The sequence below is a fragment of the Synechococcus sp. HJ21-Hayes genome, from assembly GCF_024345835.1.
In the GTDB taxonomy this organism is placed as follows: Bacteria; Cyanobacteriota; Cyanobacteriia; order PCC-6307; family Cyanobiaceae; genus Vulcanococcus.
Genome location: NZ_JAGQBW010000016.1, coordinates 38,510 through 59,987, shown reverse-complemented (window position 1 = coordinate 59,987; position 21,478 = coordinate 38,510). Strand labels below are relative to the sequence as shown.

Sequence of the window (21,478 nt, the reverse complement as noted above, 5' to 3'; positions counted from 1 at the left end):
CCGCCATGGCCGATCTCTCCCTGTTCGACACCGACGGCGCCATCTACATGGGCAGCCAGCGCGACCCGGTCGGCTGCCGGGTGGGCCTGTTCGGCGTGCCCTACGACGGCACCACCTCCTTCCGCCCCGGCACCCGCTTCGGCCCGGCGGCCATCCGCGAGGTGAGCAGCGGCCTGGAGAGCTACTGCCCCCAGCTCGATCGGGATCTCGAGGAGCTGGCCATCGCCGATCTGGGGGCCGTGGACATTCCCTTCGGCGCCCCCGAGCCGGTGGTGGCGGCCGTGAAGCAGGCCACCGAAGCCGTGCTCGCCCTGGGCCTCAAGCCGCTGATGCTGGGCGGCGAGCACTCGATCAGCTCCGGCGCCGTGGCGGCGGTGGCGGCCCAGCACCCGGATCTGGCGCTGGTGCAACTCGATGCCCACGCCGACCTGCGCCATGCGTGGCTCGGCACCCACCACAGCCACGCCTGTGCCATGCGCCGCTGTCTGGAGGTGTTGCCCAGCCAGCAGCTGCTGCAGATCGCCATCCGCAGCGGCACCCGCGAGGAATTTTCAGAGCTGCGGCAGACAGGCCGCCTGGTGGCGATCGAGCGGATGGCCGAAAGCCTGAAGCCCCTGCGCGGTCAGCCCCTTTATCTCACCGTGGATCTGGATTGGTTTGATCCGGCCGTGATGGCCGGCACCGGCACTCCGGAGCCGGGCGGCTTCCTCTGGCGTGATTTCGCCGCCCTGGTGGAGGAGCTGCGCCACCACAACCTGGTGGCCGCGGACGTGGTGGAACTGGCACCGCAGCTGGATCCCACAGGCGTGAGCAGCGTGCTGGCCGCCAAGGTGGTGCGCAGCCTGCTGTTCCTGTTGGATCGCTAGGCAGCGCTCGGCGAGCGCACCCTAATAAGCGCAAGTCCCGCTGGCCCGCTGCTCCCGCAGGCGTTCGTGCTGCTGGCCGATCAACTGCACCGCCAGGGTGGGGTGGTTGTGGAGCAGGTTGAGGAAGCGCAGGCGATCCAGCCTCACCACTTCCACGGGTGTGCGCGCAATGGCCTCATTGCGATACACGCCGTCTTTCCAGACGATGTCCTCGTAACTGAACAGTTCACCCGGGCGATAGCAAAGCTTGTCGCCAGTGCGATTCACCACCTCAACGATGCCCCTGCGCACGCAGATGATGGCATCAGCCGCCTGGCCGCGGGAAAAGATCAAGGCTCCCGTGGGGAAGGACAGGCTCTCGCAGTCCACCTGCGCAGCCATCAATTCAAGAGGAGTGGCCGCTGCCAGCGCTACGCCCAATCACCCACCTCCGGATGACCCTGTTTCTGGAACGAAGCATCGCACCACCAGCCCAGCCAACGCGGTGCAGCAGCGCATCAACCGCATGGATGCGGCATTTCTTCCACTTGTTTTCAGAATTCAGGGCCCGATCCAGGCTGAACCGCTGGGATCAGGGCTCCGCCAGCAGCTCCGCCAGCGCCAGCTGGTGATTGCGCACCTCCGGCTCCACCCACGGGGACTCTCCCATCACGGGCAGGCGGGGCGGCCGGGCCGTCCAGTGCTGGCACCAAAGGTCGGAGGCCAGTTCGGGATGGATCGGCAGCTTGCGCAGCTGACACCAGCCCATCTCCACTCCCGTGGGAGGGGCGCAGTGGCGGCAGCTGCGGCAGCAGGGGCGAGTGCCCATCCAGGGCCTAACCGGGGGCGCTCAAACTAAGGACGTCCACCCCCTCACGACAGTGGACGGACCGAACCTGCGGGTTGTCTTCGCCTTGTTGAAGCCCACCTTTCGGCGGCGCTCCATAGGATCCGAGCCACTGCCTCGTTGCCATGGCCGCTGCTGAGCTGCTGCAGCGCACCCCCCTGTTCGACGCTGCCAGGTCCGCCGGGGGGCGCATGGTGCCCTTTGCCGGCTGGGAGATGGCCGTGCAGTTCAGCGGCCTGGTGCAGGAACACAAGGCGGTGCGCCAGGGCTGCGGGGTGTTCGACATCTCCCACATGGGCGTGCTCACCCTGCGGGGCGATGGGGCCAAGGATGCCCTGCAGGCCCTGGTGCCCACCGACCTGTTCCGCATCGGCCCCGGCGAGGCCTGTTACACGGTGCTGCTCAACGACCAGGGCGGCATCCGCGATGACGTGATCGTCTACGACCAGGGGCAAGTGGCCAACAGCGATGGCAACACCGGCCAGCTCCTGTTGGTGATCAATGCGGCCTGTGCCGCCACCGACACGGCCTGGCTGCGCAGTCAGCTGGAGCCCGAGGGCATCACCATCGCCGACCGCAAGGGCGACGGGGTGCTGCTGGCCCTGCAGGGCCCTGAGGCCCAGGCCCGCCTAGAGGTCCTGAGCGGGGCCAACCTGAGCGGCCTGCCCCGCTTCGGCCACCGCGAGCTGAACCTGGCCGGCGCCACGGCCTTCGTGGGGCGCACCGGCTACACCGGCGAAGACGGCTTCGAGCTGCTGCTGCCCCGCGACGCGGGCCTGGCCCTGTGGACCCAGCTGCTGGCCGAGGGCGTGGTGCCCTGCGGCCTTGGGGCTCGCGACACCCTGCGACTGGAGGCGGCCATGCACCTCTACGGCGCAGACATGGACACGACCACCACACCCCTCGAGGTGGGGCTGGGCTGGCTGGTGCACCTGGAGATGCCAAATCCATTCATCGGCCGCGCGGTGCTGGAGCAGCAAACGGAGCAAGGTGTGCAGCGGCGGCTGGTGGGGCTGAAACTCGAGGGACGCGCCATCCCACGCCATGGCTATCCGGTGCTGGCCGCAGAGGCCGCCGCAGGAAGCACACCGATCGGCACGGTGAGCAGTGGCGGCTGGTCGCCCTGCCTGGAGGCCGGCATCGCCCTGGCCCTGGTACCCGCCGCGCTAGCCAAGCCCGGCACCGAGCTGGCAGTGGAGATCCGGGGCAAGGCCGAACCCGCCCGGGTGGTGAAGCGTCCCTTTTATCGGCGCTGATGGCGCCGCGACCCAGCGCATCGAGTGGGACAATCGCGGATCCCAGACCCGATCCCAGCATGCGCAGCCACGGATGCGGCGACCTGCGCCACGACGCCAGCGGCCAGGCCGTTCAGCTCTGCGGCTGGGTAGACCGCAGCCGTGACCACGGCGGCGTGATCTTCATCGACCTGCGCGACCGCAGCGGCACCGTGCAGATCACCGTGGACCCGGACAACGGCGCCGAGATGTTCGCCGTGGCGGAGCATCTGCGCAATGAGACGGTGGTCCAGGTGGAGGGCAAGGTGCGGGAGCGCCCCGCCGATGCCATCAACGACAAGCTGGCCACCGGCCGCATCGAGGTGCTGGCCAGCGCCATCACTGTGCTCAACAGCGTGAAGGGCAACCTGCCCTTCCCCGTGTCGGTGCACGACGAAGAGAACACCCGCGAAGAGCTGCGGCTGCGCCACCGCTACCTCGATCTGCGCCGCGAGCGCATGAACGGCAACCTGCGCCTGCGGGCCCAGACCATCCAGGCGGCCCGCCGCTTCCTGGAGGACCAGGGCTTCATCGAGGTGGAAACCCCGGTGCTCACCCGCTCCACCCCCGAAGGCGCTCGCGACTATCTGGTGCCCAGCCGGGTGTGCGGCGGCGAGTGGTTCGCCCTGCCCCAGTCGCCCCAGCTGTTCAAGCAGCTGCTGATGGTGGGCGGCATCGAGCGCTACTACCAGGTGGCCCGCTGCTTCCGGGATGAAGACCTGCGGGCCGATCGCCAGCCGGAATTCACCCAGCTGGACATCGAGATGAGCTTCATGGGCCAGGAGCAGATCCTGGAGCTCAACGAAGCCCTGATCGCCAGCATCTGGAAGGCCGTGAAAGGCGTGGAGCTGCCACGCCCCTTCCCGCGGCTCACCTGGCATGAGGCCATGGAGCGCTACGGCACCGACCGGCCCGACACCCGCTATGGCCTGGAGCTCACCAACGTGAGCGACCTGGTCGCCACCATGGGCTTCAAGGTGTTCAGCGGTGCGGTGGCCGCCGGCGGATCGGTGAAGTGCATCGCCGTGCCCGGTGGCAACGACGCCATCAGCAACGTGCGCATCAAGCCCGGCGGCGATGTGTTTTCCGAGGCCCAGAAGGCCGGTGCTGGCGGCCTGGCCTTCATCCGGGTGCGCGAGGGCGGCGAGATCGACACGATCGGCGCCATCAAGGACAACCTCTCCGAGGAAACGAAGGCTGAACTGCTGGCCCGCACCGGTGCTGAGCCCGGCACCTTGCTGCTGTTCGGCGCCGGCGACACCGCCACGGTGAACAAAGCCCTCGATCGGGTGCGTCAGTTCCTAGCCCGCGAGCTGGGCCTGGTGCAGCCCGACCGGGACAACGACCAGTGGAACTTCCTCTGGGTGGTGGATTTCCCGATGTTCGAGTTCAACGCCGGCGAAAACCGCCTCGAGGCCCTGCACCACCCCTTCTGCGCCCCCAACACCGACGACCTGGGCTCCGATCCAGCCGCCTGGGCCACCACCCTGCCCACGGCCCGCGCCCAGGCCTACGACCTGGTGCTGAACGGCCTGGAACTGGGCGGCGGCTCGCTGCGCATCCACGATTCGGCCCTGCAGCGCCAGGTGCTGCAGACCATCGGCCTGCCCTTGGAGGAGGCCAACCAACAGTTCGGCTTCCTGATGGAAGCCCTCGATATGGGTGCCCCGCCCCACGGCGGCCTGGCCTTCGGCGTGGACCGGATCGTGATGCTGCTGGCCGGTGAAGAGTCGATCCGCGACACCATCGCCTTCCCCAAGACCCAGCAGGCCCGTTGCCTGATGACGGGCGCCCCTGGCGGTGTGGCGGCCAAGCAACTGGAGGAGCTGCACGTGGCCAGCACCTGGGTGGACGACGAGGACGGCTGAACCTCCAGAGGAGGGCTGAACCCGAACAGAAACCCAGGGTTTCGCCACCCCGCGCAGCACTATGCGGATGGTGGGGGCGTCCCACCGTTGGTGCCGCCCATGCCCAAAGGCACCCACAGCACCGATCTGGTGCGGCTCTACCTGCAGGACATCGGCCGGGTGGACCTGCTCAGCCATGAGGAGGAGCTGACCCTGGCCCGGCTGGTGCAGCGCCGCGAACGCCTGCTGCGGGAACGCCAGGCCCTGGGTGCCGACACCCCTGGCCTAGCCCAGCTGATCACCCTCGAGGAAGCGCGCCAGCGGTTGGCCTCACACCTGGGCCACTGGCCCACGGTGCAGCAGTGGGCCGAGCGGGTGGAGCTCACGGTTCCCGACCTGCGCACCGCCCTGCGCACTGGACAGGACGCCTGGGCCGAGCGGATCGGCAGCAGCGTGGCTGAGCTGAAGCAGGCCCTGCACCAGGGCCGCCGAGCCCGCGATCGCATGATCCAGGCAAACCTGCGGCTGGTGGTGGCGGTGGCCAAGAAGTATCAGCAGCGGGGGATGGAACTGCTGGATCTGGTGCAGGAGGGAACCCTGGGCCTGGAACGGGCCGTGGAGAAGTACGACCCCACCCGCGGCTTCCGCTTCAGCACCTATGCCTACTGGTGGATCCGCCAGGGCATCACCCGGGCCATCGCCACCCAGAGCCGCACGATCCGGCTGCCGGTGCATGTCACCGAGAAGCTGAACCGGATCAAGAAAGCCCAGCGCCAGATCGCCTCGGAGCAGGGCCGGGTCGCCTCCGTGGCCGACCTGGCCAGGGAACTGGGCCTGAGCGAAGACATGGTGCGGCTCACCCTGATGCGGGTGCCGCGCTCCGTGTCGCTCGACACCAAAGTGGGCCGCGAGCAGGACACCGACCTGGGCGACCTCCTGGAGGACGGCCACGCCACCCCAGAACAGCAGCTCACCCGCGACGAGCTCCACGCCGACCTGGAGGCCCTGCTGGAGGAGCTCAGCTTCCGCGAGGCGGCGGTGATCCGCCTGCGCTACGGCCTCGAAGACGACACGCCCCAGACCCTGGCCCAGATCGGCGAGGGTCTGCATCTGTCCCGGGAACGGGTGCGCCAGATCGAGTCGCGAGCCCTGATCAAGCTGCGGCAGCCCCAGCGCCGCTGCAAGGTGCACGACTACCTGCACAGCCTCGATACCGATCAGAAGAGCTGAAGCCCATGGCCTTCACCTCCACAGGCCCCACCGGGCTCAGTAGGCCCCGGAAGACGCCCAGTAAATTGAAGGGTCGCCCGAGGTGCCATGGCCAAATTCGTCTTCGTGACCGGTGGCGTGGTGTCCAGCATCGGCAAGGGGATCGTGGCCGCCAGCCTGGGGCGCCTGTTGAAAAGCCGGGGCTATAGCGTCTCGATCCTCAAGCTCGACCCCTACCTCAACGTGGACCCGGGCACCATGAGCCCGTACCAGCACGGCGAGGTGTTCGTAACGGAGGACGGCGCTGAGACCGACCTCGACCTGGGCCACTACGAGCGCTTCACCGACACCGCCATGTCACGCCTCAACAGCGTGACCACCGGCTCGATTTACCAGTCGGTGATCAACAAGGAGCGCCGCGGTGATTACAACGGCGGCACCGTGCAGGTGATCCCCCACATCACCGGCGAAATCCGGGAGCGCATCAAGCGGGTGGCCGCCAACAGCAACGCCGATGTGGTGATCACCGAGATCGGCGGCACCGTGGGGGATATCGAATCCCTGCCCTTTCTGGAGGCCATCCGGGAGTTCCGGGGCGAGGTGGGCCGCCACGATCTGGCCTACGTGCACGTGACCCTGCTGCCCTACATCGGCACCTCGGGCGAACTGAAAACCAAGCCCACCCAGCACTCCGTGAAGGAGCTGCGCTCGATCGGCATCCAGCCGGACGTGCTGGTGTGCCGCACCGACCGGGAGATCAACGAAGAACTCAAGGGCAAGATCGGCGGGTTCTGCGGTGTTCCCACCAGGGCCGTGATCCAGTCCCTCGATGCCGACAGCATCTACGCCGTGCCCCTGGCCATGGAACGGGAGGGGCTCTGCCGCGAAGTGCTCGATGTGCTGCACCTGGCCGACCACGACAGCGACATGGCCCGCTGGCAGGACCTGGTGACCAAGCTGCGCAATCCCGGCCCCGCCGTGAAGGTGGCGCTGGTGGGCAAATACGTGCAGCTCAACGATGCCTACCTCTCGGTGGTGGAGGCCCTGCGCCATGCCTGCATCGACCGCGATGCCTCCCTCGACCTGCACTGGATCTGCGCCGAGCAGATCGAAGAGCAGGGGGCGGAGTCCCTGCTCAAGGGCATGGATGCGGTGGTGGTGCCCGGCGGCTTCGGCAACCGCGGCGTGGATGGCAAGGTGGCCGCCATCCGCTGGGCCCGCGAGCAACGGGTGCCCTTCCTGGGGCTGTGCCTGGGCATGCAGACGGCCGTCATCGAATGGGCGCGCAACCAGGCGGGCCTCAGCGGTGCCACCAGCGCCGAACTCGATCCCGACACCGCCCATCCAGTGATCCACCTGCTGCCCGAACAGCTGGACGTGGTGGATCTGGGGGGCACCATGCGCCTGGGCGTCTACCCCTGCCGGCTGACCCCGGGCACCATGGCCCACAGCCTCTACGGCGAGGAGGTGGTGTACGAGCGTCACCGCCACCGCTACGAGTTCAACAACGCCTACCGCAACCTGTTCCTGGAATCGGGCTACGAGATCAGCGGCACCTCACCGGACGGCCGCCTCGTGGAACTGATCGAACTCAAGGGCCACCCCTTCTTCACGGCCTGCCAGTACCACCCCGAATTTCTGTCACGGCCGGGCAAACCCCATCCCCTCTTCCGTGGCCTGATCGCGGCGGCCCAGCAACGGCTGCCCTCCTCCCCCCAGGAGGCCCTCAGCGGCAGCCAGCAGATCCTGCCGGCGGCGCCATGAACACGGCGCAGGTCGCTCTACTCCCATCCCTGCCGGTGGTGGAAACCTTCCACTCGCTCCAGGGCGAGGGGATGCATGCCGGCCGCAGTGCGTTCTTCATCCGGCTGGGGGGCTGCAGCGTGGGCTGCAGCTGGTGCGACACCAAGCACTCCTGGCCGGAGGGGGTGCACCCGCAACGCAGTGTCTCCGCGCTGCTGGAGGAGCTCCAAGCCGCCGCCGAAGCGGGCGCCGCCTTCGCGGTGATCACCGGCGGTGAACCGCTGCACCACAACCTCGATCCCCTCTGCCAAGGCCTGCAGGCCGCTGGCCTGCCCCTGCACCTGGAAACCAGCGGGGTGGATCCGCTCAGCGGCGAGTTCGCGTGGATCACCCTCTCGCCCAAAGCCCATAGGCCACCCACCCCGCAGCTGCTGGCGCACTGCGATGAACTGAAGGTGGTGGTGCATGACAGCAGCGATCTCTACTTCGCCGAGGCCATGGCTGCAGCGGCCAAGGCGCGTTCCCACGGCCAACCTGCACCCCTGCTGCTCCTGCAGCCTGGCTGGCAGAGCAGCAAAGGACAAGCGCTGGCGATCGGCCATGTGAAAGCCCATCCCCAATGGCGCCTCAGCCTGCAAAGCCACAAGTGGCTGGGGGTGCGCTGAGGCGGACCGCTGGCAGTGCACCAGCACCACGCCACTCCAGCCAGCTCGGCATCATGGTCTTGGCGACCTCCGCATCCAGCCCCTTGCCCACCGCCATCGCCCTGCTGTCGGGTGGCCTGGACTCCGCCACCGCTGCCGCCCTGGCCCAGGAGGCGGGCTACCGGGTGATCGGCCTCTCCTTCGACTACGGCCAACGCCACCGCCGCGAGCTGCTGGCCGCCGCTGCGGTGGCCAGCGCCCTGAACCTGGCGGAGCATCACACCATCGCGGTGAACCTGGCCGCCTGGGGCGGATCAGCCCTCACCGATGCCGCGATCGCCGTGCCCACCGAAGGAGTCCAGGAGGGCGTGATTCCCAGCACCTACGTGCCAGGGCGCAACACCGTGTTCATTGCCCTAGGGCTGAGCCTGGCGGAGGCGCGGGGTGCCGAGCGGCTGGTGCTGGGGGTGAATGCCGTGGATTACTCCGGCTACCCCGATTGCCGCCCCGACTACCTCGAGGCCTTTCAAACCCTGGCGGATCTCGCCACCAAGGCCGGTCGTGAGGGCCAGGGGGCCCGGCTGTGGGCCCCTCTGGTGAATTGGACCAAAACCCAGATCGCCCAGGAGGCCCTGCGGCTGGACGTGCCGATTTCCCGCACCTGGAGCTGTTACAGCGGTGGGGAAGAGCCCTGCGGCCTGTGCGACAGCTGCCGCATCCGCGATGCCGCGCTGATCGAGGCGGGCCGCCCCGACCTGGCCAGTGGCCACAGGCCTTCTGGGGCGTGAGCCAACCCGAGCGCCTACGGCTGGACTGGCGGGAGCCGGCCGCTGTGGCCGAGCTGCTGGCCAATCATTTCGGGCCTGCTGGGCTGGTGTGGCTGGATGGGGATGGCAGCGCCCTGGGCCGCCACACCACCCTGGCGGCGGCCCCCGTGGAACAGATCTGCTGCCGCGGCCTCCCCGGCCAAGCGGGAGCCGAGGATCCCTTCCAGCGGCTCGCCACCCTGCCGCCAGGCCACTGGATGGGCTGGCTCAGCTACGAGGCAGGCGCCTGGGTGGAGCCTGGCGAACACTGGAAACGGGATGCCATGGCCAGCCTCTGGCTCGCCCGCCACGACCCGGTGCTGCGCTTCGACCTGCAAACCCAGGAGCTCTGGCTGGAGGGCACGGATTCTGGCCGCAACCGCGCGCTGGCGAACCTGGTGGCCGGCAGCATCCCCCAGCCGCGGCCCCTGGACGACCCAACCATCCCAGCCATCCCCCTCGATCGCTGGCACTGGCACACCAGCCCCCAGCACTACGCCCAGGGGGTGGCGCGCATCCGCCAGTGGATTGCCGACGGCGATCTCTTCCAGGCCAACCTCACCGCCTGCTGTGACACCGAGCTGGACCACACTCCCGATGGCCTGGCCCTGTTCCGCCGGTTGCGCCACCACTGCCCCGCCCCCTTTGCCGGGCTGGTGATGGCCGCGGGGGACGCCGCCGGCGAAGCAGTGATCTCCGCCTCGCCGGAGCGTTTTCTGCAGGTGAGTGCGGCTGGGCAGGTGGAAACCCGGCCGATCAAGGGCACCCGGCCCCGGTTCAGCAACCCCGCCAGCGATGCCGATGCGGCCGTGGAGCTGGTGTGCAGTGCCAAGGACCGCGCCGAGAACGTGATGATCGTGGACCTGCTGCGCAACGATCTCGGCCGGGTGTGCGTACCCGGCTCGATTCAGGTGCCCCAACTGGTGGGCCTGGAGAGCTACCCCCAGGTGCATCACCTCACCTCGGTGGTGACCGGGCAGCTGCGGGACGACCAGAGCTGGGCGAGCCTGCTACGGGCCTGCTGGCCTGGCGGCTCCATCACCGGAGCCCCCAAGGTGCGGGCCTGCCAGCGCCTCAATGCACTGGAACCGGTGGCCCGGGGGCCCTACTGCGGCTCGCTGCTGCGCGTGGACTGGGACGGCAGCTTCGACAGCAGCATCCTGATCCGCAGCGTGATGCTGCAGGGACGCCAGCTGCGCGCCCAGGCCGGCTGCGGCATCGTGGCCGATTCCGATCCCACCAGCGAAGCCGACGAGCTGGGCTGGAAGCTGCAACCGCTGCTACAGGCGCTCAGCTGAGCATCGGCACCAAAGATCTGGCCTATAAAACGGGCAGACGCGCGGGCCGGATCCCCGATGGCGATCGCCTGGATCGATGGCCAGTGGGGCTCCCCGCACGCGCTGGCCCTACCCCTGGCCGACCGCGGCCTGCAGCTGGCCGATGGCCTGTTCGAAACCATTCTGATGGAGGCGGGCGAGCCCCGCCTGCTCCAGCAGCATCTGCAGCGCTGGCAGGCCGCCGCCCAGCGGCTGGCCATGGCGCCACCACCGCCCCAGGAGCAACTGCTGCCGCTGATCGAGCAAGCCGTGCAGCGGGCCCAGCTCCGCGCCTCCAGTGGAGCCCTGCGGCTGAACTGGAGCCGAGGCCAGGCGGCTCCAGGCAGCGCCAGCCGCGGCATCGACCTGCCCGGCCCGGGGGAACCGCCGCTGCAGCACCAGTTCTGGCTGGTGCTCACACCCCACACCCCCAGCTTCACGCCCCTCACCGCGATGGTGAGTCGCCATGAACGCCGGAACGCCGCCAGTGGCCTGAGCGGGTGCAAAACCTTCGCCTACGGCCAGGCGATTCAGGCACGGCAGGAGGCCCGCGTGGCAGGAGCCGATGAGGCTCTGCTGCTCAGCACCAGCGGCGAACTCTGTTGCGGCACCAGCGCCAACCTGCTGGTGCGCCGCGCCGGCCAATGGCTAACGCCGCCCCTGGCCAGCGGTTGCCTGCCGGGGGTGATGCGACAACGCGCTCTCGAGCTGGGCCTGGCGCGTGAACAGCGGCTCGAGCCTGAGCCCCAAGCCGGTGACCAGTGGCTGCTGATCAACAGCCTGAGCTGCCGGCCCATCCACCTGCTCGACGGATGGCCCCTGGACATCTGCCAGGACCCCGCCGGCTTCTGGCGTCAGCTGCTCTGAACCAAACCGGCCAGCCCCGGGTGTCCCTGGGGGACACCCCGGAGCCCCACCTGTTGCTCAAACGCTGAGGAAACGATCCACCACGTCCTTGCTGAGCTCTCCGGTGGGGCCACTGGCCACCACGCCACCCTTCTGCATCGCGTAGTACCAGTCGGCCTGGCGCACGAAATGCAGGTGTTGCTCCACCAGCAACACGCTGATGCCGGTGGTCTCGATGATGCGGCGCACCGCCCGCTCAATGTCGAGCACCACGGAGGGCTGAATGCCCTCCGTGGGTTCATCCAGGAGCAGCAACTTGGGCTTGCCCAAGAGGGCCCGAGCAATGGCTAATTGCTGCTGCTGACCACCCGAAAGGTCGCCGCCCCGGCGATTGAGGAACTTCTCCAGGATGGGGAAGAGCTCGAACACCACCGGGTCGATGTGGCGATTCCTGGCCAAGCCACCGGGCAGGGCCTCCATGCCCAGCATCAGGTTCTCGCGCACCGTGAGCTGGGGGATGATCTCCCGCCCCTGGGGCACATAGCCGATGCCACCCCGGGCCCGCTGGTGCGGTGCCATGGCAGACAACTCCCGATCCTGCAGCTGCACCGATCCAGTGCGCTGCCGCAACAACCCGATCACGGTCTTGAGCAGGGTGGTCTTACCCACGCCATTGCGCCCGATCAGGCACACCATCTGGCCAGGCCGCACGCTCATGTCAACGTCGCGCAGGATGTGACTCTCGCCGTAAAAGACGTTCAGCCCACGCACTTCAAGCAGGTTGCTGGTCATGCGGCCTCCTGGGTTTCGCTGCCGAGATACACCTCGATCACCCGCGGATCGCTCTGCACCTGATCCATCGAGCCCTCGCAGAGCACGTGGCCCTCATGCAACACCGTCACGGGCGACTGCAAATCGCGAATGAAGTCCATGTCGTGTTCGATCACCAGCACCGTGTGATCACCGGCCAGTTGGCACAACAACTCCCCTGTGCGGGCCGTTTCCTCGTCGGTGAGACCCGCCACCGGTTCATCCACCAGCAGCAGTTCAGGATCCTGGGCCACGAGCATGGCGATCTCGAGCCACTGCTTCTGGCCGTGGGACAACCCTCCGGCCAGCTGGTTGGCATGGCTCTCCAGACCCACCACCCCGAGCAGGTGCTGCACGCGGTCGCGTTGATCGGAACTGAGGGAACCAAACAGCAGAGCTGCCGGTCCATGGGGACCACGCACCGCCAGCTCCAGATTCCGGCGGGGGGTGAGGTTCTGGTACACCCTGGGGGTCTGGAACTTGCGGCCGATGCCGAGCCGCGAGATGCGGTGCTCGCTCTGGCCCACGAGGGAGGCTCCGCGGAACAGCACATCGCCCTTGGTGGGACGCACCTTGCCGGTGATCACATCGAGGAAGGTGGTCTTGCCGGCGCCATTGGGACCAATCACCGCGCGCAGCTCGCCGGGGGCCAGCTGCAGGTTGAGGTCGTTGAGAGCGAGGAAGCCGTCAAAGCTGACGGTGACCCCCCGCAGTTCAAGCAGATTCATCGCTGGTTGGGCTGTCGTCATGAGGCACCACCGCGGGGTGTGGTGTCGAAATCGCTGTGCTCCGCCTGCACCTCGGGATCGAGATCCAGCGACGGATAGGTGGCGGCCTTGGGCGGCCAGCCCACCATGGCGATCAGACGCCCGGGGCCACCCTGGCGCCACCAACCCACCAGGCCATCGGGCAAGGCCGTGACCACCAGCAGGAACAGACCACCCTGGATGAACAACCAGGTTTCCGGCAGCTGTTCGCTCACCAGGGACTTGGCGTAGTTGATCACAACAGCTCCGAGCACCGCCCCGATCAGGGTGCCGCGGCCACCCACCGCCACCCAGATCACCATCTCGATCGAGAAGGGTACCGCCATGTATTGGGGCGACACAATGCCGGACTGCACGGTGTAGAGGGCGCCGCTGATGCCGGCCAAAGCACCGGCAACGGCGAACACCACCGTCTTGTAGGCCGTGGGGTTGTAACCGGTGAAGCGCAGCCGCGGCTCGTCGTCGCGAATGGCCACCAGTGCATCACCAAAACGACCGCGCGTGAGCCAACGACAGAGGAACCAAGCCGCGATCACAAAGACCACCGTGAGCCAGAACAGATGACGCTGCATGGCATCACTGCCCACCAGCTCACCGAAGAGGCGGGCGGTATCGGTCTTGAGGCCGTTGGTGCCGTTGATCAACTTCTGCTGGCCGTTGAAGAAGTTGAAAAACACCAGCAGGGCCGCCTGGGTGAGGATCGAGAAGTAAACCCCCTTGATGCGGTTGCGAAACACCAGATAGCCGAGCACGCCAGCCACCAGGGCTGGAATCACCCAGATGGCAAAGCCAGTGAACAGCGGCGATGTGAAGGGCTGCCAGAACGCCGGCAAGCTCTTCACCCCATAGAGCGAGAAGAACTCCGGCAACTGGCCTGGCTCCAGGGAGCTCAGCTGCAGATACATCCCCAGGGCATAGGCACCCAGGGCGAAAAAGATGCCCTGGCCGAGGCTGAGCATGCCGGTGTAGCCCCAGATCAAGTCGATGCCGAGGGCCACGATGCCCAACGACAGGAAACGACCCAGCAAATTCAGGCGAAAGGGCGGCAACACCGCCGGCAGCACCAGGGCCACCACCACGATCACCACCCAGGGCAGGGCGCGCCGCAGGTTGCGGGAAGAGAGCAGATCGGCCATGGCTCAGGCCTCCACCATGCGGCCCTTCTGCGGGAACAGACCGGCCGGCCTGATCTGCAGAAACACCACAATCACAGCGAACACCAGCACCTTCGCCATCGAGGTTGTGGCGAAGAAGGTGATCAGTTCATTCAAACCAGCCGGCATGGCCGGCCACACCAGCAACAGGGAGCCGGAACCCACGATGTAGCTGAGCACGCCGATACCCAGGGCCGCCAGCACGGTACCGGCGAGTTTGCCCACGCCGCCCAGCACCACCACCATGAAGCAATCCACGATGTAATTCCCCCCCAGGTTCGGACCCACCGAACCGAGCAGGGTCACGGCCACACCGGCCACACCAGCCAGGCCCGAACCGATCAGGAAGGTGAGCGCATCCACCTTCTCCGTGGGAATGCCAAGGCAATCACTCATGGGCCGGTTCTGGGTCACAGCACGGATGCGCATCCCCCAGACACTCTTTTGCAGGAACCAGCCCACGGCCACGAGCGCCACCACGGTGAGCGCAATGATGAACAGGCGCGCCGCGGGCATGTTCACCGCACCCACATCAATGGATCCCCGCAGCCACACCGGGGCCGTCACGTCGATGTTGCGCGCACTGAACCAGGGCTGATCCAACACCCGCTGACCACCCAACAGCGAGGCCACCACGATGCCGATCACGCCGCTCACGATCCAACTGCCCGTGCCCAGCAGCGGCGTCCAGCGCTGCTGCCACCACGGCTTCGGGGTGAGGCGGGGCACCAGCAAACCGCTCACCACCGCCAGCACCAGACCAATGGCGAAAGCACTGGAGACCGAGCGCACAAACTGCTGCAGGATCAGGCTCACACCCCAGGTCGCCAGCAGGGTTTCCAGGGGGCGGCCATAGAGCCGCCGAATCACGGTTTTCTCGAGCAGCAGGCCCACGAGGCCACTCACGGCGAAGGCCAGGGGAATGGCCACCAGGATGTACACCGGGAACAGAGCTTCCGGCAGCACAGCCTTGAAAATGTTCTGCACCACAAAGGTGGTGTAGGCGCCGAGCATCATCAACTCACCATGGGCCATGTTGATGACACCCATCAGACCAAACACCACAGCCAGCCCCAGTGCCGCGAGCACCAGAACCGAACCGATGGCCAGGCCGTTGAACAGTGTGTCGTAGAGAAGATCCATCGCGACCCGCAGGGATCAGGCAAAGAGGAAGAAAAAGATCAAACAACAGGAACAAAAAGAGGGGAGATTTCTCTCCCCCCAGCAATCCTGCAATGGTGTGAGATGGAGCCGGCCCAATGCCGGCCCCTGCCGGATCACATCTTGTACTTGCCGGCGTCAGGACGGTTCTGGGTCCAGTCGCAGGTGTAGCCCTTGGTCTCGGGCACGTACTGGTTCCAGGCCACGGGCTTCACGAAGCCCTTGTTCTCGAGGATCTTGAACATGCCGTCCTTCTGCACCTCACCGATCAGCACGAGCTTCTCAACGTGGTGGTTGGGCTGCACGGTCACCTTGCCTTCGGGAGCATCGAAGCTCACGCCGATCAGGGCCTCGCGCACCTTGTTGTCGTCCACGCTGTTGGCCTTCTCGGCAGCAGCGGCCCACAGGTACACCATCATGTAAGCGGCTTCGGCGGGGTCATTGGTGACCCGCTTGTCGCCGTACTTGGCCTTGAAGTCTGCGGTGAACTTCTTGGAAGCCGGGGTGTCGAGGCTCTGGAAGTAGTTCCAGGCGGCGTAGGTGCCCTCGAGGTACTCAGGACCAATGGCGGCGATCTCCTCTTCGGCGATCGAGAAGCTCATGATCGAGTAGCCGTTAGCCGGGGTGATGCCGGCGGCCTTCATCTGCTTGAAGAAGGCAACGTTGCTATCGCCGTTGAGGGTGTTCACGATCACACCGCCCTTGGGCAGGGCCTGCTTGATCTTGGCGATGATCGGAGCCACTTCGGTGTTACCGAGGGGCAGGTAGTCCTCACCCACCACCTTGCCACCAGAAGCCTTGAGCTGCTCCTTCATGATGGTGTTGGCGGTACGCGGATACACGTAGTCCGAACCCACCAGGAAGAAGTCCTTGCCCTTGTTCTTCAGCAGCCAGTCCACGGCAGGCTCAGCCTGCTGATTGGGGGCAGCACCGCTGTAGAAGATGTTCTTGGAGCACTCCTGCCCTTCGTATTGAATCGGGTAGAAGAGGAAGTGATCCTTGGCTTCGAACACGGGCAGCATGGCCTTGCGGCTGGCGGAGGTCCAACCGCCGAACACCACAGCCACCTGATCCTGATCGATCAGTTTCTTGGCCTTTTCAGCAAAGGTGGGCCAATCGGAAGCACCGTCTTCCTCAACGGGAACAATCTTCAGCTTCTTGCCGTCGATTTTCACGCCACCTTTGGCGTTGATCTCATCGATGGCCATCAGCTCGGCTTCGGCCACCGTGTTCTCGGAGATGGCCATGGTGCCGGAGCGGGAGTGAAGGATGCCCACCTTCACTTCGCCATCAAAATCTCCTGATGCCTTGTCGCCGCCGCCACAGGCAACGAGGGACAGGGAGGTAGCCAGAGCGGTAGCCCCGCCCAGCAGCCGCAGCGAGGTCTTCCGCATCGAGGGAGACGTCATGGGTTCTAAAAGCACGAAATGAGCACCCGCCGAACAGCGGTAAGCCGGACCGTATCGAGCCACCCAGGCGCCACTTGGTAGCGAAACGAACAGTTTGAGGAACCCAAGAAAAAGGCGCCTCCCCAAAAAATCTTGCGAATCCGATTCGACCTCGCCCGCTGTGCGCGCCGCTACCGAATGCCAACTAGGTCGGCAGCTGTTGCAGCAAAAAGGCCTCCACGGCATCCAGTCCCTCGCCCGTGTGCAGGTTGGTGAAGCACCAGGGGCGTCCGGGGCGCATGCGCTCGGTATCCCCCTGCATCACCTCCAGGCTGGCGCCCACCATCGGAGCCAGGTCGATCTTGTTGATCACCAGCAGGTCGGAACGGGTGATACCAGGCCCGCCCTTACGGGGAATCTTGTCACCGGCGGCCACATCAATCACATAGATGCAGAGATCCACCAGCTCCGGGCTGAAGCTGGCCGCCAGGTTGTCGCCGCCGCTCTCCACCAGCACCAGGTCGAGTCCGGGGAAGGCCTGCTCCAGGTCCTCCACTGCCGCCCGGTTGATCGAGCAGTCCTCGCGGATGGCCGTATGGGGGCACCCACCGGTTTCCACACCGCGAATGCGCTCCGGCTCCAGGGCACCGGCGCGGGTGAGGAACTGGGCATCCTCCTGGGTGTAGATGTCGTTGGTCACCACCGCCAGCTGCAGCCGCTGCCGCAGGCGGCGGCAGAGAGCCTCCACCAGGGCGGTCTTGCCGGAGCCCACCGGGCCGGCCACACCAACGCGCAGACGACTGCCGCCCATCCCGTTCAGCTCACCACCTTGTTGGCCTGCTTGAGCAGGTCCTGGGGCAGCGTCACCCCGATGGCCTTGGCGGTGGCCTGGCTCACCAGCAGATCGGTCTTGGTGAGGGGCTCGAAGGGCATAGTCGCCGGCGACTCACCCTTGAGCACCCGCACGGCCAACTTGCCCGCGGCATAGCCATCATCGCGATAGTTCCATCCGATCACCCCCAGGCAACCGGCCAGCTCAATATCGGGCGGATCCACGGAGTACACCGGAATCTTGTTCTCGAGCCCCACCTTGCAGATGGAGTTGAAGGCCTGAATGGTGGCGTAATCACCGATCTTCACGAAGGCCTCCACCTTCTGTTGTGCCAGGGCCTGAGCGGCCTGCAACACCTCACCGGAATTGGCCACCGCCTGCTTTTCGAGCTGGATGCCGCGCTGATCCGCTTCCTTCTGGAGAATGCCGGCCTCGTATTCGGAGTTGGGCTCGCCAGGGTTGTAGATGAGGCCCACCGTCTTCAAGGCGGGATTCACCTGCCGGGCCAGGTCGAGCTCGCGGCCCACGGGGTTGGTGCCGATTGTTCCCACCACGTTGGGGCGGTGTTGACCCACGCCCCCGGGCGGGGTACCAGCACCGGCACCCCAGGGATTGGAGCAGTAGCAGAAGATCACCGGCACCGACTCGGGCAACACCTTCATGGCGGCCTGCAGCGGCGGCGTGCCCACCGCCAGCACCATGTCCACCTGGTCGCCGAGGAACTGCTTCATCACCAGGGTGGTGTTGGGCAACTCACCCGCGGCATCCTTCTGCATGAAGGTGACGGTGCTGCCGTCGCGGTAGCCCGCATCGGCGAGGGCCGCCTCAAAACCCTCACGGGTGAGATTCGGTGGGGGTGCATCCACCATCTGGAGGAGGCCGATCAATGGCCCCTTGCGCTCCGTCCGGCCACCGAGCTTGCCGCAGGCCGCCAAAACGAGAGAGCTACCCCCGCCAGCTGTCATCAAAGCGATGAACTCACGCCGCCCAAGGGTCATGGGGACTCGGAACTGTGGGTGCCAACTGTGACGGAACCGTAGAGGGCCCGCAACGTGGCTGGGGTGAACTGTTGCCGCTCCTCCGCGTTCCAATCGCCGATCAACTGACCGGCCTGAAGCATCACCAGCCGATCGCCGTGGCGAAGGGCCTGCTCGAGGCTGTGGGTCACCATCAAGGTGGTGGTTCCCAGCCGGGCCACCAAGCGATCGGTGAGCTCCATCACCGTGGCTTCCGCCCGCGGATCGAGGGCTGCCGTGTGCTCATCCAGCAGCAGCAACCGCGGTTGGCCGAGGGTGGCCATCACCAGGCTGATGGTCTGGCGCTGGCCGCCGGAGAGCTGCCCCACAGGGGTGTCCACCCGATCGGCCAGGGGCAGACCCAGCTCCTCCAACAGCTCGGCATAACGACGCCGATCCGAGCGACTGGGATGGAGTCCGGCCAGCCCCCGCAGGGACAACAGCGAGCGGCGGCGGCACTCGGCCAGGCGAAGGTTTTCAGCAATCGTGAGCCCCGGAGCGGTGCCATCCAGGGGGTTCTGCATCACCCGCCCGATCCGGCGGGCGCGGCGATGATCAGGCATCCCCACCAACTCACGCCCCTCGAGCTGCACGGAGCCGGTATCGGCCTGCAGGGTGCCCGCCACGAGGTTGAGCAATGTCGACTTACCGGAGCCGTTGCTGCCGATCACGACAACAAACTGACCGGTGGGACAGCTGAATTCAAAATTGTCAAAGAGCTGGCGCCAGCCACCCCCAGGCTGGGCATGGCCCCAGCGCAACCGTTGAACCTGCAGGCTCACGAGCGGCCTCCCGCATCGGAGAGCCCGGGGATGCGTAGCCGGCCCAGCCCCAAGGCGGCGAGGAGCAGCAGGGCCGTGGCCAGCTTGAGGTCTACAGGGTCCATGCCCAGCTGTAGAGCCAGGGCGATCATGGCCCGGAACAGCACCGAGCCCAGGACCACCGCTAGCAGCGCCATCGGCACGCTGCGAGGACGCAGCACCGATTCCCCCACGATCACGGCCCCCAGGCCGAGGATCAGCGAGCCAAGACCCATGGTCACATCGGCAAAGCCCTGGTAAGTGGCCACCAAGGCACCGGCCAAGGCCACCAGAGCATTGGCGGCGGCGATGCCGAGGGTGAGACCGCGGCGCGTGCTCACCCCATTGGAGCGGGCCATCACCGGGTTGTTGCCCAGGGCCCGCAGGGCAAGGCCCAGGTCGGTGGCCAGCAACAGGGTGAGCAAGCCGATCAGGCCAGCCACCACCAGGAGCAGCGCCAGCAGCCAGCGGCCATCACTAGCCAGCCCCAGGTCGGGCCAGCTGTCGATCGTCAACCGCAGATCGGTGAGGGGAATGTTGGAGCGGCCCATCAGCCGCAGGGTGATCGAGTAGAGGCCGGTGGTGGTGAGGATGCCGGCGAAGAGGTCGTTCACCCCGAGCCGGGTGTGGATGAGGCCGGTGACGGCCCCGGCCAGGGCCCCCAGCGCCATGGGAACCAGCAGCGCCAGTGGCGGGGCCACGTGGTCGCTCAGGAGCAGCGCCGCACTGCCACCGCCCAGGGCAAAGGAGCCGTCCACGGTGATGTCGGCGAAGTTGAGAACCCGCAGGGTGAGGTACACGCCCAGGGCAAGGCCGGCATAGGCCAGGCCTTGGTCGCAGGCACCGATCCAGATGGAAAGCATGGCCGCATTGTGCCGCGGTTTTCATGCCCGAATCAGGCCAGGCTGGAACAATCGTCAGCTGCGGAACAAACGGGTGTAAAGCTCCGCGTGCTGCAACTGCGCCAGGCCGGCGCCAACGCCCCCACTCCACAGCTCCTGGGGGTCACACCCCGCCAGCAGCGCCGCCCGCTCCGCCAGCAAGGGAGCCAACTGCAACTGCAGCCGCTGGCCCTCGGTGGGGCCCAACGGCACCAGCCGCACCGCGGCGCTGATCTGATTGGCGACCCAGCTGTAGAGGTAAGCCTCCTCGATAGCGGGGGATGGCAGCTCCAGGCAGTGGGCCGCCCAGGCAAAGGCCGCCGGCCAGCTGAGAGCCGAGCACGCCGCCGGCAACGGCCAACCCAGATCCCCCAGCAGCTGGATGAGCGATCGCCCCATCTGCCGCTGCTGGGCTCGCACCTCCGCCGCTTCCCGCTGGGCACACAACCAGCCATCGAGATCGAGCACCGCGGCGATGGCCTGGGCCTCCCCATCACAGCAACGGGCAAGCAGCGCAACCAGGGGCACCAGCGAGGCCGTTTCCACCCCAATGGCCCCCCGCTGCAGTTCCGCCGTGAGCCACTGGTGCAGGCCGGCGGCATCGGTAAGGCGACCCGCCTGCACCAGCACCTCCAGCCCCTCGGAATAGCTGAAGGCCCCCACCGGCAGGGCCGGGCTCACCAGTTGAAACAGGCGCAGGCGCGCTGCCGCCGCCCCAGAGCCAACACCGGACATCACGGACATCAGTGGCTGTGGTGGTGGTGAGGCTGGCCATGGCCGGCAGGTGGTCCCGCATAGGCGCCGGCCTCAGGCTGGAAGGGGGCCTGCAACCGCTCCACGCTGAGGCCCCGTTGGCGCAGCAGGTCTTCCAGCACGCTGTCTTGGAGCAACAACAGCTGGTCGGCGTGGAGCTCCATGGCTACATGGCGATTGCCCAGGTGATAGGCGGCCTGCAGCAGGGCCAAACGATCCGGACTGCGCACCCGGAGCAAGGCCTCCGGGGCCGCCTCCACCCGCACGGCCACGCTGGCGTCGTGGCTCAGCAACACCTCCCCGGGCTCCAGGGCTGCGCCCCGGGGTAGCTGCAGCACCAGATCGCAGCCACAGGCACTGCGGCGATGGCCGCGGCTACTAGTGCGCTGATCGGCACTGAGGGGCAAACGCAGGCAATCCACCGGCGGCAAGGCTCCTGGGGCCAGCCGTTCCACCAGGACGATTGACGAGAGGGAGCCAGGCTCAACAGTCATGAACGGCACCATCGCGGGCCAGGGGCCCTAGAAGTGTGCCTATGG

General features: G+C 66.9%; 22 protein-coding genes. 9 read left to right on the top strand and 13 right to left on the bottom strand.

Annotated elements, in window-relative coordinates; translation table 11 throughout:
- Nucleotides 1-5: 5 nt before the first annotated feature.
- The gene (speB, locus tag KBZ14_RS12450) at nucleotides 6-866 is read left to right on the top strand and encodes an agmatinase (RefSeq protein ID WP_255118660.1); all 861 of its coding nucleotides are present in this window, start codon (nucleotides 6-8) and stop codon (nucleotides 864-866) included.
- Nucleotides 867-887: 21 nt separating this feature from the next.
- Here the strand turns inward: speB and KBZ14_RS12445 are convergent, their stop codons facing one another.
- A complete protein-coding gene (locus tag KBZ14_RS12445) occupies nucleotides 888-1,247 on the bottom strand; it encodes a cyclic nucleotide-binding domain-containing protein (protein WP_255118659.1) in 360 nt (119 codons plus the stop codon).
- A 190-nt stretch (nucleotides 1,248-1,437) separates the two neighbouring features.
- Nucleotides 1,438-1,674, bottom strand: a complete 237-nt coding sequence (locus KBZ14_RS12440; RefSeq protein WP_255118658.1) for a hypothetical protein — start codon at nucleotides 1,672-1,674, stop codon at nucleotides 1,438-1,440.
- Nucleotides 1,675-1,817: 143 nt separating this feature from the next.
- Here KBZ14_RS12440 and gcvT point away from each other — a divergent pair, with 143 nt between their 5' ends.
- From gcvT to KBZ14_RS12400, 8 genes are all read left to right on the top strand, one after another.
- Entirely contained in the window at nucleotides 1,818-2,948 is a 1,131-nt protein-coding gene (gene gcvT / locus KBZ14_RS12435) for a glycine cleavage system aminomethyltransferase GcvT (protein ID WP_255118657.1), read from the top strand.
- Nucleotides 2,949-3,007: 59 nt separating this feature from the next.
- On the top strand, nucleotides 3,008-4,834 hold the full coding sequence (gene aspS / locus KBZ14_RS12430; RefSeq protein ID WP_255118656.1) for an aspartate--tRNA ligase: 1,827 nt from the start codon (nucleotides 3,008-3,010) through the stop codon (nucleotides 4,832-4,834).
- Between the two features lie 99 nt (nucleotides 4,835-4,933).
- On the top strand, nucleotides 4,934-6,043 hold the full coding sequence (locus KBZ14_RS12425) for a sigma-70 family RNA polymerase sigma factor (RefSeq protein ID WP_255118655.1): 1,110 nt from the start codon (nucleotides 4,934-4,936) through the stop codon (nucleotides 6,041-6,043).
- An 87-nt stretch (nucleotides 6,044-6,130) separates the two neighbouring features.
- Entirely contained in the window at nucleotides 6,131-7,786 is a 1,656-nt protein-coding gene (gene pyrG, locus KBZ14_RS12420) for a CTP synthase (RefSeq protein WP_255118654.1), read from the top strand.
- Complete coding sequence (locus KBZ14_RS12415) at nucleotides 7,783-8,430, top strand: 7-carboxy-7-deazaguanine synthase QueE (RefSeq protein ID WP_255118653.1); 648 nt, start codon at nucleotides 7,783-7,785, stop codon at nucleotides 8,428-8,430. The genes pyrG and KBZ14_RS12415 overlap by 4 nt, the downstream gene beginning before the upstream one ends.
- Before the next feature lie 83 nt (nucleotides 8,431-8,513).
- A complete protein-coding gene (gene queC, locus KBZ14_RS12410) occupies nucleotides 8,514-9,197 on the top strand; it encodes a 7-cyano-7-deazaguanine synthase QueC (protein WP_255118674.1) in 684 nt (227 codons plus the stop codon).
- On the top strand, nucleotides 9,194-10,513 hold the full coding sequence (locus tag KBZ14_RS12405) for an anthranilate synthase component I family protein (RefSeq protein ID WP_255118652.1): 1,320 nt from the start codon (nucleotides 9,194-9,196) through the stop codon (nucleotides 10,511-10,513). The genes queC and KBZ14_RS12405 overlap by 4 nt, the downstream gene beginning before the upstream one ends.
- 57 nt (nucleotides 10,514-10,570) lie before the next feature.
- The gene (locus KBZ14_RS12400) at nucleotides 10,571-11,398 is read left to right on the top strand and encodes an aminotransferase class IV (RefSeq protein ID WP_255118651.1); all 828 of its coding nucleotides are present in this window, start codon (nucleotides 10,571-10,573) and stop codon (nucleotides 11,396-11,398) included.
- A 57-nt stretch (nucleotides 11,399-11,455) separates the two neighbouring features.
- On the opposite strand, the gene urtE is transcribed toward KBZ14_RS12400, so the two are convergent.
- The 11 genes from urtE to ureE form a co-directional block, all read right to left on the bottom strand.
- Nucleotides 11,456-12,169 (bottom strand): urea ABC transporter ATP-binding subunit UrtE, encoded by a 714-nt coding sequence (gene urtE, locus KBZ14_RS12395; RefSeq protein ID WP_255118650.1) that lies wholly within the window; start codon nucleotides 12,167-12,169, stop codon nucleotides 11,456-11,458.
- Nucleotides 12,166-12,936: an urea ABC transporter ATP-binding protein UrtD gene (urtD, locus tag KBZ14_RS12390; protein WP_255118649.1), complete on the bottom strand. Its 771-nt coding sequence runs from the start codon at nucleotides 12,934-12,936 to the stop codon at nucleotides 12,166-12,168. Before urtD ends, urtE begins: the two co-directional genes overlap by 4 nt.
- On the bottom strand, nucleotides 12,933-14,090 hold the full coding sequence (gene urtC, locus KBZ14_RS12385) for an urea ABC transporter permease subunit UrtC (RefSeq protein WP_255118648.1): 1,158 nt from the start codon (nucleotides 14,088-14,090) through the stop codon (nucleotides 12,933-12,935). Before urtC ends, urtD begins: the two co-directional genes overlap by 4 nt.
- Nucleotides 14,091-14,093: 3 nt before the next feature.
- Nucleotides 14,094-15,251 (bottom strand): urea ABC transporter permease subunit UrtB, encoded by a 1,158-nt coding sequence (gene urtB, locus KBZ14_RS12380; protein ID WP_255118646.1) that lies wholly within the window; start codon nucleotides 15,249-15,251, stop codon nucleotides 14,094-14,096.
- A gap of 134 nt (nucleotides 15,252-15,385) precedes the next feature.
- Nucleotides 15,386-16,678 (bottom strand): urea ABC transporter substrate-binding protein, encoded by a 1,293-nt coding sequence (gene urtA / locus KBZ14_RS12375; RefSeq protein WP_399210830.1) that lies wholly within the window; start codon nucleotides 16,676-16,678, stop codon nucleotides 15,386-15,388.
- A gap of 184 nt (nucleotides 16,679-16,862) precedes the next feature.
- Entirely contained in the window at nucleotides 16,863-17,468 is a 606-nt protein-coding gene (gene ureG, locus KBZ14_RS12370; protein WP_255118645.1) for an urease accessory protein UreG, read from the bottom strand.
- Between the two features lie 5 nt (nucleotides 17,469-17,473).
- Entirely contained in the window at nucleotides 17,474-18,487 is a 1,014-nt protein-coding gene (locus tag KBZ14_RS12365; RefSeq protein WP_255118643.1) for an ABC transporter substrate-binding protein, read from the bottom strand.
- Nucleotides 18,484-19,287, bottom strand: a complete 804-nt coding sequence (locus tag KBZ14_RS12360) for an ABC transporter ATP-binding protein (RefSeq protein ID WP_255118642.1) — start codon at nucleotides 19,285-19,287, stop codon at nucleotides 18,484-18,486. Before KBZ14_RS12360 ends, KBZ14_RS12365 begins: the two co-directional genes overlap by 4 nt.
- Nucleotides 19,284-20,168: an ABC transporter permease gene (locus KBZ14_RS12355; RefSeq protein WP_255118641.1), complete on the bottom strand. Its 885-nt coding sequence runs from the start codon at nucleotides 20,166-20,168 to the stop codon at nucleotides 19,284-19,286. Before KBZ14_RS12355 ends, KBZ14_RS12360 begins: the two co-directional genes overlap by 4 nt.
- A gap of 54 nt (nucleotides 20,169-20,222) precedes the next feature.
- Nucleotides 20,223-20,930 carry an urease accessory protein UreF gene (locus KBZ14_RS12350; protein WP_255118640.1) on the bottom strand — a complete coding sequence of 236 codons (708 nt, stop codon included), beginning with the start codon at nucleotides 20,928-20,930 and terminating at the stop codon, nucleotides 20,223-20,225.
- Complete coding sequence (ureE, locus tag KBZ14_RS12345) at nucleotides 20,930-21,433, bottom strand: urease accessory protein UreE (protein WP_255118639.1); 504 nt, start codon at nucleotides 21,431-21,433, stop codon at nucleotides 20,930-20,932. The genes KBZ14_RS12350 and ureE overlap by 1 nt, the downstream gene beginning before the upstream one ends.
- Nucleotides 21,434-21,478: the final 45 nt, after the last annotated feature.